Origin of the sequence: Gemmatimonas aurantiaca T-27 (assembly GCF_000010305.1) — a bacterium.
Taxonomy (GTDB): domain Bacteria; phylum Gemmatimonadota; class Gemmatimonadetes; order Gemmatimonadales; family Gemmatimonadaceae; genus Gemmatimonas; species Gemmatimonas aurantiaca.
Genome location: NC_012489.1, coordinates 126951 through 139850, shown reverse-complemented (window position 1 = coordinate 139850; position 12900 = coordinate 126951). Strand labels below are relative to the sequence as shown.

Annotated in this window: 10 protein-coding genes and 1 pseudogene; 4 read left to right on the top strand and 7 right to left on the bottom strand. The window is 63.9% G+C overall.

Features of this window, described 5'->3' with window-relative positions:
* Nucleotides 1-187: 187 nt before the first annotated feature.
* The gene (locus tag GAU_RS00590; protein ID WP_083765358.1) at nucleotides 188-1156 is read right to left on the bottom strand and encodes a 2-dehydropantoate 2-reductase; all 969 of its coding nucleotides are present in this window, start codon (nucleotides 1154-1156) and stop codon (nucleotides 188-190) included.
* Nucleotides 1153-1863 carry a hypothetical protein gene (locus GAU_RS00585; RefSeq protein WP_012681605.1) on the bottom strand — a complete coding sequence of 237 codons (711 nt, stop codon included), beginning with the start codon at nucleotides 1861-1863 and terminating at the stop codon, nucleotides 1153-1155. The genes GAU_RS00590 and GAU_RS00585 overlap by 4 nt, the downstream gene beginning before the upstream one ends.
* Before the next feature lie 213 nt (nucleotides 1864-2076).
* On the opposite strand from GAU_RS00585, the gene GAU_RS00580 reads away from it, so the two are divergent.
* Nucleotides 2077-2829, top strand: a complete 753-nt coding sequence (locus GAU_RS00580) for a VOC family protein (protein ID WP_012681604.1) — start codon at nucleotides 2077-2079, stop codon at nucleotides 2827-2829.
* A 150-nt stretch (nucleotides 2830-2979) separates the two neighbouring features.
* On the opposite strand, the gene GAU_RS00575 is transcribed toward GAU_RS00580, so the two are convergent.
* From GAU_RS00575 to argG, 3 genes are all read right to left on the bottom strand, one after another.
* Nucleotides 2980-3408, bottom strand: a complete 429-nt coding sequence (locus GAU_RS00575) for a GxxExxY protein (protein WP_012681603.1) — start codon at nucleotides 3406-3408, stop codon at nucleotides 2980-2982.
* 123 nt (nucleotides 3409-3531) lie between these two features.
* A protein-coding gene (locus GAU_RS21680) for an IS3-like element ISGau1 family transposase (protein ID WP_156798837.1) occupies nucleotides 3532-4703 on the bottom strand; the annotation gives its coding sequence in 2 pieces (ribosomal slippage) (nucleotides 3532-4403 and nucleotides 4403-4703; 1173 coding nt in all).
* 254 nt (nucleotides 4704-4957) lie between these two features.
* Entirely contained in the window at nucleotides 4958-6295 is a 1338-nt protein-coding gene (gene argG / locus GAU_RS00560; RefSeq protein WP_012681600.1) for an argininosuccinate synthase, read from the bottom strand.
* 114 nt (nucleotides 6296-6409) lie between these two features.
* Here argG and GAU_RS20110 point away from each other — a divergent pair, with 114 nt between their 5' ends.
* On the top strand, nucleotides 6410-8053 hold the full coding sequence (locus GAU_RS20110) for a tetratricopeptide repeat protein (protein WP_012681599.1): 1644 nt from the start codon (nucleotides 6410-6412) through the stop codon (nucleotides 8051-8053).
* 42 nt (nucleotides 8054-8095) lie between these two features.
* Here GAU_RS20110 and GAU_RS00550 read toward each other — a convergent pair whose 3' ends face one another.
* Entirely contained in the window at nucleotides 8096-9649 is a 1554-nt protein-coding gene (locus tag GAU_RS00550; RefSeq protein ID WP_269446084.1) for a TonB-dependent receptor domain-containing protein, read from the bottom strand.
* A 156-nt stretch (nucleotides 9650-9805) separates the two neighbouring features.
* Nucleotides 9806-10063, bottom strand: a pseudogene (locus GAU_RS22790) (TonB-dependent receptor plug domain-containing protein); the annotation flags it as partial.
* A 493-nt stretch (nucleotides 10064-10556) separates the two neighbouring features.
* Between GAU_RS22790 and GAU_RS00545 the strand changes: the two are divergent.
* Together GAU_RS00545 and sseA are read left to right on the top strand one after the other, a co-directional pair.
* A complete protein-coding gene (locus tag GAU_RS00545) occupies nucleotides 10557-11987 on the top strand; it encodes a PrsW family glutamic-type intramembrane protease (protein WP_169307549.1) in 1431 nt (476 codons plus the stop codon).
* A 31-nt stretch (nucleotides 11988-12018) separates the two neighbouring features.
* The gene (sseA, locus tag GAU_RS00540; RefSeq protein WP_012681596.1) at nucleotides 12019-12888 is read left to right on the top strand and encodes a 3-mercaptopyruvate sulfurtransferase; all 870 of its coding nucleotides are present in this window, start codon (nucleotides 12019-12021) and stop codon (nucleotides 12886-12888) included.
* The last annotated feature ends 12 nt before the right edge of the window (nucleotides 12889-12900 follow it).

Sequence of the window (12900 nt, the reverse complement as noted above, 5' to 3'; positions counted from 1 at the left end):
CTGCTGATGTCACTCGTTCCGGCGGGAAGGGGGCCGGAGGAGTGCGTTGCTATCTGTAAACGATCTGTACGCGGAACCCCCGCACAGCGCTGACATGTGCGAGGATCCGCGTCACCAACAAGTGTGCACAACTCGAGCGAAACCTGCGAACGCCCACTATCGGGCTCCTCGAAGGACGCCGCAAGAGTCAGTTCGTTGCAACCACGTTGGGAAGCAACAGTGCGTGCAGCACATCATGCACGGGTGTTGATACACCACGCTGCCGCGCCAGTCGCACCACGGCCGATGTCTGCGCGTCAAACTCACTCGGCCGCTCGGCAATCAGATCACGCGCCATCGAGGTGAACTCGTTTGGCGGCAAACTGTCATAGCGCTTCCAGATCTGCTCTTTGGCGTCGGCTGGCCACTGCACGCCCACTGCACGGCCCACCGCAATTACTTCCTCGATGGCTTGGTCGGTGAGCGCACGTGTTTCCGGCACAGATCGTACGGTGCCGTACGGCTGGTGAGAGGCCGCACCCACTACACCAATGGGCTCGATGAACAGGAATTTCTCCCACAGTGCGGTGGTCATATCGGCCGGCACGAGGGTGTTGATGCCTGCCCCACGCATCGCGTCGGCCACCACGGGGATCATGGCCGCCGTCGCTTCGGGAAGCGTGGACCCCTGACGAGCGCCAAACTCGAGCACCGGTGTCACCGCGGGATGGCGGATATGTCCGGGGCCGGCCTGTGCAGCAATCACACGGCACAGTCCCTCGAGCACGTGTTCTGCACCCAATGCGTCGGCGAGCCGTACGCTCGCTTCCACGCCATTCTGCAGTGGGATCACCACGGTGTTGGGGCCGAGTAGCGCGCGCATCGAGGGCGCAACGCCAGTCACCTGGGTGGCCTTCACGCCGACAAGCACGACATCGACGGGGCCGACCTGTGACGGATCATCCGTCACCTGTACTTGCTCGAGATGCAGATCTCCGTCGACACTGTCGAGACGGAGACCGTTCGCCCGCAGCGCGTCGCGAGTGGCGCCTCGTGCGATGAACCACACATCGTGTCCGGCCTGTGCCAGTCGTGCGCCGAACACCCCGCCTACTGCGCCGACGCCGAACACGGCCACGCGCAATTTCGTGCGCGTGGCCGTATCGGATGCGCTCACGGCTTGCCGAGGCTGAAGCCGGCGATATGCGCGTCGGTGTTGTGCGCCATGCGGAAGCCCACCGCACCGTCGGTGCTCTTGAGCTTCCCGGCCGTCACGAGCTCCGCCTTGCTGTAGCTGGCCACTTCGGTGCCGTTGATGATGCACGAGACCTTGTCACCCTTCACCTGCAGCGCGACTTCCTGCGTGACCGGCTTGCCCTTCGCTTCCGCCTTGTGCACGGCGTCGTTGGCACCACCACGCGGGCCGTTCATCTGGAACGGGGTAGGTCCGAATCCGCGTACGATGAAGTTGCCGTTGCCGTACGCCGCACAGTACAGGTAGCTGTTGTTGTCCGTGCCCATATCGTTGCCGGCAATCACGACGCCGTACGGATGCGGATGGCTGTTGAGCCCCATGTACTCGCGTTCGGTGAACGTCGCCTTCACGACGTAGTCACCCTTGCCGACCATGGTGGGGTTCCAGTAGGTCGTGGCCGGGCCGGTGGTGGCGTGCAGGCCGGGGCCCATGGTGATGAACTTGGCACTGTCGACAGTCAGGCCGGCCTTGGCTTCCTTGTCATCGACCTTGCCCTTCCAGCCGCTCACCTGGATGCCGCCCTTCACAGCATTCGACTTGTCGTCCTGGGCGTGGACGAGCTGGGGGATCATCGCCAGTGCAAGGGCCGCTACGACGGCCGTGCCGGCGCCCTTCGTGAGACGCGTCATCCGTCACTCCTGATCAGTGGAACTGGTGGGACCGGGCAAGCCCGGCTTCGAGCAGGCGTCCGATGGACCGCGCACAGCAGCGGGCCGGGGAATGGGAACGCCAGGCGGGAACAGAATACACCAACAGACTGGAATGTTTGCGACGGGAACGGTTTCGCGATAGATCCGCAAGGTATCGGTGACGGCTCCCACACACTTCACGAGGTTCACGCCATGCCCCACATCACGTCGCCGCAGATCAACCGGCCGGTCTGGTTCGATCTGGCCACCAGCGATCTCGCGGCGGCCAAGGCGCTGTACAGTGACCTGTTTGGCTGGAGCTACCTCGATCTGGGTGAAGAGCTCGGCCACTACACCATCGCCTTCACGCCCGATGGTCACGCCGCCGCCGCTCTGGCGCCCGTGATGCCCGATGCGCCCGTGGGCTGGACGGCCTACTTCGGCGTGTCCGACATCGCTTCCACCATCGAGCGGGTGCTGGCCTTGGGCGGCTCGGTGACCGCACCGTCGATGGAAGTACCAGCACAGGGACACATGGCGCTCTGCACCGATCCCGACGGCGCCATGTTCGGTCTGTGGCAAGGCACCGAATTTCATGGCGCCGGCGTGGAAGGGGAGCCGGGGGCAATGGCGTGGTGCGAGGCGTACTCCACGCGCGCGTCGGCCAACGCGGCATTTTACGCCAATCTCTTTGGCTTGCGGGCCGAGAAGCTCGATGCTCCGGGCATGGAGTACTACACGCTGCACGATGGCAACCCGGCGGTGGCGGGTGTGGTGCAGATCGACCAGCAGTCAGCAACACCACCACATTGGATGGTCTACTTTTCCGTCGACAGCCTCACGCGTGCCGATGCCGTCTGGCAACAGCATGGTGGTACGTTCCTGGAAGGTCCCCTCGACAGCCCGTATGGCAAGATCATGCTCGTGCGCGACGCGCAGGGCGCTGTCATGTCGTACATCGCCTGACGGATAGAATTGGGGGTACAGCGGGGGGAACACAGAGCACGCGGGAACAATACAGAGAGCACAGATATGGACCCACGCACGACCGCTGCTCTTTTTGTTTGTATCTGTGTTGTCGGCTCTGTTTCTGTGCTGTCTGTGTTCCCCCGCTGTCTACCGCCACACTCGGTCGATGCGTGATGCGTCGCCGTCTTTGAGTGCTTTGTATGCAGGCGTCCAGATGAGCCGACGCCGCTCCGGCTTGGGGCCGAAGTTGAACAGCAGGCCGAGTTGGTAGGTGGTGGCCCGGAGATAGTTGATCAATTGCGCTTCATGTGCCGCGACAATGCGTTCGCAGGATTTGAGCTCGACGATCACCTTGTCCTCGACAATCAGGTCAGCGCGAAATTCCCCGAGCAGTTGATCACGCAGGCGCACCTGCAGCGGTACCTCCCGCTGAAACGCGATGCCACGATCGGCAAGATAGAGCGGTATCGCATTGGCATACACCTGCTCGGCGAATCCCCAACCGAGTGCGTTGTATGTGTCATAGAACGCCCCGATCACTTCGTATGTGAGATCGGCGTACAGGCCTTGGGTCATTGTTGTCCTCCACGCGTGTTGGGTACAGCGGGGGGAACACAGAGCACACAGAAATGGAACAGAAAGCACAGATACTGTCTAGTCCTAGAATTTGTCTACACGAGATGAGGGACTTGGTCGGACTCAGGCTGCGTGCGTGAATACGTGTGCGGGGGTCTGCAGCTGGAGACTCCCGTGGAGGCGGACGGTGTTGTAGCGGTGAATGGCGTCGGCGACGGCCCGCTGAGCCGCTGGGAGAGACGGGAAGATCGCGTCGAGATCAAATTCGTCTTTCAAGATCCCATTGACGCGTTCGGCGATGGCGTTCTGATAGCAGTGATTCGCATCGGTCATGCTGGGTAGCAAGCGCGCGGCGGCGAGAGCCCGGCGATACGCGTGACAGCAGTACTGACTCCCGCGGTCCGAATGATGCAGCACGCCATCGGCCGCGCCGATCGTCTGGATCGCGTGGTGGAGCGCCTGCAGCGCACTGTGGTGCGAGAGATCCTGGCTCAGATGCCAGCCGACGATGCGGCGGGCATACACGTCGGTGACGAGAAACAAATACGCGAAGCGATCGGGCGCGAGGCGCAGATACGTACTGTCGCTCACGACCGCCTGACGCGGTCCCGTGATCTCCGCGTCCTTCAAGCGATTCGGCGCCACGACATACCCGTGCTTCGAATACGTGGTAAACGTCCGCCGCCGCTTGCGCGGCACGAGCGCCGCCGCCGCCCGCAGCCACGTGAAGAGCCGATCACGACCGACGGCCACGCCGGCGGCGGCCAAATGGGTGTGCAGTTTCCGCGTCCCGACGCGGGGCTGTGCCGCGCGCACCACGGCCACCTGCGCGAGCACTACCGCTTTCGACGCCCCGCGCTCCCCGCCCCCGACGCGGGCCGCACGTTTGTAGTACGCGTCGCGGGTGCGTCCGAGGCGCGCGCAGACGGCCCGGACGGGGAGGGCCCGCTCGTCGCAACAGGCCCGCGCGGTGTTGTACCAAAGCTTTTTTTTAGATCGGTCTTGTACACGCGGTTCGCTTGGGTGATGAGCTCGTCGTAGACCTGGAGGGTCAGATGCGCCTCGGCCAACGCCTTCTCGAGCGCGGCAATGCGCTCCTGTTCACTCTTCATCACCACCTCCACGACATCCCGTTTCGGTCGATACCGCCCGAACTCCTCCAGCCAGTGATGCACCATCGCCGCGCTGGTCTGCACGGTCCGGGCCGCTTCCCGCACCGACAGGTGCCCGGCTTCGAGCTCTTCGACAATCCGTTGCTTCAACTCGGGACTAAACTGGCGACGGCTGCGTTCCATACGTTAGCACATCTCCACAGGTGAGAGGATGTGTAGACGTTATTCAGGACGCGACAGGTCATGCGATCGCGATACAATTATTTTTTGTTTGTTGTATCTGTGCACTCCGCTCTGTTTCTGCGTGCTCTGTGTTCCCCCCGCTGTAAATCTGCGCCTGCGGATCAACAGATCTACCAAGACACGAAGCCCGGTGCGTCACCAATCGGACGCACCGGGCTTCATGACAACGCGAACTGGTTCGCGCGTGCCGTCGACTACTCGTCGCTGCCGCTTGGGAGCTGCGGGACGCCGGTGGTGCTGCTGCCACGCAGCAGGCCAGCCGACACGTAGATGGAGAGCTTGTCGCGCGTGTCGATGATGTCGAGGTTGCGCATCGTGAGCTGGCCGATGCGATCGAGCGGGGAGAAGTACTCCTGTCCCTTTTCCATCGTGAGGCGCTCAGGCTTGTACGTGAGGTTCGCGCTCGACGTGTCCATGATGGAGTAGTCGTTGCCGCGGCGCAGTTCGACGGTCACTTCGCCGGTGACGGCCTTGGCCACCCAACGCTGAGCACTTTCCCGCAGCATGAGCGACTGCGGGTCGAGCCAGCGGCCCTGATACAACAGACGGCCAAGCTTCTTGCCGTTGATGCGGTACTGCTCGATCGTGTCTTCGTTGTGAATGCCCGTCACCAGGCGCTCGTAAGCGATGAACAGCAGCGCAAGGCCCGGGGCCTCGTAGATGCCGCGGCTCTTCGCCTCGATGATGCGGTTCTCGATCTGGTCGGACATACCGAGTCCGTGGCGACCACCGATCACGTTCGCCTCGGTGAACAGCTCGAGCGCACTGCCAAATTCCCGCCCGTTGATCGAGACCGGGTACCCTTCCTCGAAGCGGATGGTCACCGTCTCCTTCTCGATCTTCACCTCGTCACGCCAGAACGCCACACCCATGATCGGGTGCACGATGTGCATGCCCTTGTTCAGGAATTCGAGGTCCTTCGCCTCGTGCGTCGCACCGAGGATGTTGGAGTCGGTGGAGTACGCCTTTTCCACGGACATCTTGTATTCGAACCCGCTGGCGATGAGGTACTCCGCCATCTCCGTACGGCCGCCCAGTTCGTCGATGAACTGCTGGTCCAGCCACGGCTTGTACACACGCAGGTTCGGATTGGTGAGCAGACCGTAGCGGTAGAACCGCTCGATATCATTGCCCTTGAACGTGCTGCCGTCGCCCCAGATGTTGACGTCGTCTTCCCGCATCGCGGCCACCAGCATCGTGCCCGTGACCGCGCGGCCGAGCGGCGTGGTGTTGAAATAGGTCTGCCCGGCCGTGCTCACGTGGAAGGCACCACACTGCAGCGCCGCCAGCCCCTCGGCGACCAACTGCGACCGGCATTCAACGAGCCGCGCCTTTTCCGCACCGTAGGCCATGGCCTTGCGCGGGATCTCCTCGTAGTCGGACTCATCCGGCTGGCCGAGGTTGGCGGTGTAGGCGTACGGGACGGCGCCCTTGGCGCGCATCCAGTGGAGCGCGGCGCTGGTATCGAGACCACCGGAGAAGGCGATGCCGACCTTTTCACCGATGGGAAGACGCTGGAGGATGTTGGCCACGGGAAGTTCTCTGGACGTTCAGTGAGCTCGCGGAACAGCCTTGGAAGGTATCACGGTCCCTCCGCGGACGGAGGCACCGTGCCAAATGGACTGCACGTCGCCATACATTGATCCATGGTAGATCTCGGATCTCTCCGGGGTGGACGCGCATGGCGCTGCATTCGCCGGCTGCCGGCCGTCTCCCCGCTGTTGTCGTTGCTCTGGCTGCTGTCCCTGCCGACGACGGGTCGGGCGCAGCCCGCGGGGTCCGCTCCGGCGGGAACCGCGGCGGCTGCCCCCTTGAGCACCCAACCGGCCAAGCCGCGATCCGCCAAGGCCGATTCGGTGTTCCGGCTGGGTGAGCGGATCGAACGCGACCAGCCCGTACCGGCTATGCGGTACTATCACGAGGCCGTCGCGCTCGCGCGCAAGAGCGACGATTCCGTGACACTCGCCAACGCACACTACCGGATCGGCATCACCTTCTGGGCGCGCAACTTCTACGACAGCGCACTGGTCTACCTCGATTCGGCGCTCGTCGTACGCCGTCGCCTCGACGACCCCACCGAACTCGCCCGCGTGTACAACGGCCTCGGCGCGTCGTACTACCAACTCGGCATTTACGAGCCGGCCCTCGAAGCCTTTGTGCAGGCGCTGCGCATGCGCCGTGTCTCCCGCGACAGCATGGGCCTCGCCCGCACGCTCACCAATATCGGCAAGGTCTATCACGACTGGGGGCAACTGGAGCGCGCGCGGGTGACGCTGCAGGAAGCCACCCGGGTGGCTGAAGGTGTCCCGGCAGGAGCGGCCGCGCTGGGCTACGCGCTCAACAGCCTCGCCATGCTGGAAATCGACCGCGGCAACCTGGTCGACGCCCGACGACTCATCGATCAGTCCATCGGGGCGTACGAGCTGCCCATGGGACGCACCTCGCGCGCCGATTCCGTGGAAAGCTGGGAGTTCAACGCCGTCAGCACCGGCGCCTTGTTGTTGCGCGAAGGGCGCGCGGCGGAGGCCAACACCATCCTCGATTCCGTGCTGGCTTCGGCCGTGGATCGCCGCAGTGACCGCGCCCGCGCCCGCGCGCTGCTGTACCTGGGCGAAGCCAGTGTGCTTCTGGGCAATGCCGCCAAGGCGCGCGCCCAGTTCACCGAATCACTCGCCCTCTCGCGTATCGTGGGCCAACGCATCATCGCCCTCGCCGCGCTCGACCATCTCTCGGAGCTCGAATACAGTTCCGGCAACGCACGTGCAGCCGTGGGATACCTGCGCGCCTATCGTGTACTGCGCGACACCATCTTCGATCAGGACGCCGCGCTGCGCATCGCAGCCCGTGAAGCCCGTTCGGAGACGGACGCCGCCCTGCGGGCCAATGTGCAATTGCAGGCGCGTGGCGAGGAACAGCAGGTGGTGATCTCGCGCCAGCGCAGCACCGTCATCATGGGCAGCATCATTCTCGCGCTCGTATCGGCACTGCTGCTCCTGCTGGTGTACCACCAGAGACGCGAACGGGCCCGCGTGGCCGCCTTGGCCGCCGCCAATGCCGAACTCGCGTCACTCAACGAAGAGTTGCGCACGGCGCTCGCCGAAGTGCGCACGTTGTCCGGCCTCATCCCGATCTGCGCCAACTGCAAGAAGGTGCGCGACGACCGAGGCTACTGGGAAGCGGTGGAAACGTTTGTCTCGGAACGCTCCAACGCGACATTCAGTCACAGCATTTGTCAGACGTGCGGACCGCAACTCTATGGCGACCTCTGGCCTGGGTCGCCACAGAGCTGAGTCTCCGCTACCCTCTCGCTACTACATCACACAACGTCGGAATCAGAACTCGATCGTGGTGGACAGCCACAGACGACGACCTTCCTGATGGTTGTTGTACAGGTTGGTGTACAACGTCTGCGTGCCACTCCGGTACGCCGCGTATTCGAGGAAGTCGGTATTGAGCAGGTTGTTCACCGACGCACGCAGGGACAATTGACGCATCACGCGCACCGATCCGCCCAGATGGAACAGGCTGTAGGCGCGGAAGTCGCCGAGGGCATCGGCGGCGGGGTTGGCACCAGCCGACATGCGACGCGTGCGGGCGCTGCGATACTCACCGCTCACCCAGCCGTCGAGCCGGCTGCCGATCGCCCCGAACACACGACCGTTCACCATGTGCTTGGGCGTGTTGCCGAGGGGGAAGCCGTTGTTCGGACCGCTGAGCTGCTCGCTGCTCGTATGCGTGTAGTTCGTGGTGATCGCCCAACCCGCGATCAGGGGGGCACGCACATTCGTCTCGATACCCCGCGTGACGGCCTTGTCGACGTTGATGCTCTGGCCGAACGATTCCTGCGTGGGGAAGCTGCCGTAGTTCACGCAGCCCGGCAGGTTCGGCGCGCCGGCGAAGGTGCAGTTCGCCACCGGTGTGCCCGAGGTGATCTTGTCGCGGAATTCATTGTTGAACGCCGACACACTGGCGTCGAAGCCGTTCCCGCCCTGGTAGTACAGCCCGAACTCACTGCTCACGCTCGTCTCGGGACGCAGTCCCGGTGAGCCGATCGTGGCGGTACGTCCCTGTGCAGTGAAGCCGATGATACCGTCCACGAGCTGCTCGAGACGCGGCGTCTTGTAGCCTGCGCTGACACCTGTCTTGATGCTCAGCTTGGGCAACGCCCGCCACACGGCGTAGGCACGCGGTGAGGTGTGCTGACCGAACGCGTCGTGTTCATCGCGACGCACACCGAGCGTGAGTGCGACGTTGCCCGGCAGCGACCACTGGTCTTCGGCAAACACCGACCACTGCGTCTGTTCGAACGGATCGAGCGCCACACCGTCCACCATCTTCGCGGCCCAGAACTGTCCGCCCACGGTGAGCAGGTGGCTGCCCAGCACCGACACATAGCGCGTGTCGAACACATTGCTCGTGGACTCGAGCGTGCGTGGCGCACCGGCCGGCTTGTTGGGCGCGCCGCTGCCCGGCGGACCACCCGGCGTCCCACTGGGCAACGTGCGACCGATGGTGCCGGTGAAGTTGTGCATCAGGCTCGACTCGAGCCGGCCGCGTCCGAGGCGCCAGTTGTGCGAGAGTGCATACTGATCACGATTGAAATGCATCGACGACGCGTAGCCATTGAACGTGGGCGGCGTGAGGTCGGGGCGATCGAGCGTGCCAAGCTGCGCCTGGTCGTTGTCGTAGCTCTGACGGGCTATGTCCACGTCCAGCGCCACTTCATGGCGGGACGACGGCAGCCAGGTCAGGCGACCACCCAGCGAATGCACATTGGAGCCGACTGGGCTCGGACCGCGCGTGCTGATGGCCGTGGTGGCTCCCACTTCTCCGGTGGGCTGGAGCTTGGATTCGGCGCGGCCCGTGAAGCTGCCGCGCAAGGCCATCGACAGCTTGTTGGCGACCAGCGGACCGGTGGCGTACAGGGTGGAGCCGTAGATGTTGCCGAAGCCTGCCGTTTCCTGGATAGTGGCATCGGAGCTCATCGAGCCTTCCCAGCGCCGGGCCACCTTGCGGGTGATGATGTTGATCACGCCACCCATGGCATCGGAGCCGTACAGCGTCGCCATCGGACCGCGGATGATCTCGATGCGCTCAATGGACGAGACCGGCGGCAGGAAGCTGGTCGAAGTCTCGCCGAAGCCGTTTGGCGTGATGGACCCGGCGGTGTTCTGCCGGCGGCCGTCGATCAGGATCAGCGTGTAGTCGCTGGGCATACCGCGGATACTGATGTTGAGTCCGCCGGTTTTGCCTTGCGTGTCGCCCACGTCCACGCCTTCGATGGTCCGCAGCGCTTCGGCGAGGCTCGAGTTGCGCTACCGCAGCATCTCTTCCCGGGATAGAACCGTGATAGATGCTGGTGCACTGACGCGCTGCTGTGCTGTTCCTGACGCAGAAACCACCACTTGCGACAGGGATTGGGCGGGACGTGAAGTGGTGCCCTGCTGCTGGGCGGAGGCCAGTGCAGGCACCAGGAGAGTCGCGGCCATGGCGGCCGCGACGCGGGTGCGTGGAGAGTTGGACACGAGAGGGCGGGTTCCCGGTTTCGCTACTTGAGACGAATTCTCAAGAAATACCTTTGCACTTAAACACTGCATCACCGAGCGTTCAAGTCGGGATTAATGCGGAGTTGGCCTCCCGTACACTTCGGTACAGACAGTTTCCGGAATGCCGCCTCTTGGCGACCTCAACCGCATGGCCTGCGGGCTCCTGCAGGCAACTGCAGGCCTCCCACCGGGCCCGCGGACCCACGCTGACTTGCCGGTGCAGCCGAGGGGCTGCAGCATCGTGAGCATGGATCCCATCGATACCGCCCCGGAAGGCGGGCACACGCCCTCCGGCCGCCCCGCCGCGTCCGCGGCACCAGGATCGGTCACCGGCACACACCTGCTCGTGTGTATTGCCGGACCGGACCTGCACAAACGCATCCTCGTCGGCGCCACACCGGTGCAACTCGGCACCTCGGCCGATTGCGCCGTGCTGAGCGATGACCCGGAAGTCGTAGGGGCATTCGCCCGCATCCGGCTCGATGGTCAGCAGGTACGCATCGACGCGCTGGGGACGCTGCCGCTGTATGTGGACGGACATGCGGCATCCACCGTCGTAGCCCGTGCCCGACAGCAGGTGCGTATCGGGCGATCACTCTGGGAAGTGCACGTCACCACGACCCCGGTATCGGTGTTCGACTTCGTGAGTCGCATGGGCGATCACCTGTCGAATGCCGCAGGCATCGAGAAGCCGGGGGAATGGAACGCGCGGGAGATGTTCGCCGATGTCACGAAGGCGCACGAAGACAGTGAGATCGAGGCGAACTTCACGGTCGGCACAGCACTCACCACACCGCAGCTCGGGGAAATCGACAGTCGCTGGCCCCGCCCCTGGGTCTTCGTGCGCGTGTGCATTCTCTCGCTCATGCTGTACTGGGGATTTCTCTTCGCGTGGGATCGTTTCCACAACGTGAATCTCATTCCCGGACTGATCATGATCGGTTCGGTGGCGATGCCCCTCTCGCTGCTGCTGTTCTTCTTCGAAGTGAATGTTCCACGCAACGTTTCGTTGTATCAGGTCATCCGCTTGTTGCTCACCGGTGGCCTCGTTTCGATCATCGTGTCGCTGTTTCTCTTCGACCTGACAGCCGGATTGTCCAACTGGCTGGGCGCAGCGAGCGCGGGCATCGTGGAAGAGACCGGCAAGGTGCTCACACTGTTGCTGGTGGTGCGCGACAAACGGTTTCGCTGGACACTCAACGGCCTGCTGCTGGGCGCCACGGTGGGTGCGGGCTTTGCGATCTTCGAGTCGGCCGGGTACGCGTTGCGCGCGGCGCTGGGACCCGGTGGTGATGTGGCCATGCGCGACACCATTCTGCATCGCGGGGTGCTCACGTTGCTGGGTGGCCATGTGCTGTGGACGGGACTCACCGGCGCGGCACTCTGGCGCGTGCGTGAAGACAAGCCGTTCGATCGGTCGATGTTCTCCGATCCCCGATTTCTGCGCGTGCTCGGCGTCTGCATGGTGTTGCATATGACCTGGAACGCCAACGTCGCCCTGCCGATTGTGGGCTACTATGGCAAGTTCATGGTGCTCGGGGCAGCTACATGGCTGCTGGTGCTGGGCATGATCCAGAGTGGACTCCGACAGGTCCGTGAAGCCCAGGCCCAGGAGGCAATGCGGCGCTCAGGACAGATGGAAGCGGCGGTGATCCCGATCTCGACGGCCATGGCTTGAGGTCATCGGGTCCCGGAGGTTGCTTCCAGACATGACCTCCTCGATCTCGCTTCCGACACCGCTGGTGAGCACCGCATGGCTCGCCGATCATCTCGATCACCCCGCACTCCGCATTGTGGACGCGAGCTGGTACATGGCCGCTTCGGGTCGCAAAGGCGGTGTGGATTTTGGCACGGCGCACATTCCCGGCGCAGTGTATGCCGATATCGACTGGCTGAGCGACGAGGCGGCGCCGTATCCGCACACATTGCCGTCACCCGAGACGCTGGCCAGCAAGCTGTCGGCATTGGGCATCGGCAATACACACGCAGTTGTGGTCTACGACGGATCGGGACAGCACTTCAGTGCGCCCCGCCTGTGGTACATGCTGCGTGCACTCGGGCATGATGCGGTGGCGGTGCTCGATGGCGGCTTCGTGAAGTGGCGCGCTGAAGGCCGACCGGTCAGTGATGCTGTGCCCACGCCGGTGCCAGCGACCTTTGTGCCGCACGTGGACGCGGCGCGGTGGCGCGACATCTCGAGCATGCGCGCCAACGTGGAATCACACGCCGAGCAGGTCGTGGATGCGCGTTCACCAGGCCGTTTCTCCGCGGAAGAAGCAGAACCGCGTGCCGGTGTGCGAGGCGGACATATCCCAGGCGCAAAGAACGCACACTATGCATCGCTGGTGGGCGCCAATGGTGAGATGCTGTCACCGGATGTGTTGCGCGCACGCTTCGCGGATGCCGGTGTGAATCTCGATGCGCCCATCGTGTGCAGTTGCGGCAGTGGCATTACGGCATGCGCAGTGGCACTGGGACTCGAGGTGGCCGGCGCAAAGCAGGTGGCCGTGTACGACGGCAGTTGGACCGAGTGGGGCAGCCAGACCGATACCCCAGTAGAAACCGGCAGCACGCGATAGGCGCACTGCCGG

Excerpts from the sequence above, each read along its gene's own strand:
- GAU_RS00585 (WP_012681605.1), bottom strand. The coding sequence starts at position 1,863 with ATGACGCGTCTCACGAAGGGCGCCGGCACGGCCGTCGTAGCGGCCCTT.
- GAU_RS00580 (WP_012681604.1), top strand. The coding sequence starts at position 2,077 with ATGCCCCACATCACGTCGCCGCAGATCAACCGGCCGGTCTGGTTCGAT.
- GAU_RS00575 (WP_012681603.1), bottom strand. The coding sequence starts at position 3,408 with ATGACCCAAGGCCTGTACGCCGATCTCACATACGAAGTGATCGGGGCG.
- GAU_RS20110 (WP_012681599.1), top strand. The coding sequence starts at position 6,410 with ATGGTAGATCTCGGATCTCTCCGGGGTGGACGCGCATGGCGCTGCATT.
- GAU_RS00550 (WP_269446084.1), bottom strand. The coding sequence starts at position 9,649 with ATGGCCTTGCGCGGCAGCTTCACGGGCCGCGCCGAATCCAAGCTCCAG.
- GAU_RS00545 (WP_169307549.1), top strand. The coding sequence starts at position 10,557 with ATGGATCCCATCGATACCGCCCCGGAAGGCGGGCACACGCCCTCCGGC.
- sseA (WP_012681596.1), top strand. The coding sequence starts at position 12,019 with ATGACCTCCTCGATCTCGCTTCCGACACCGCTGGTGAGCACCGCATGG.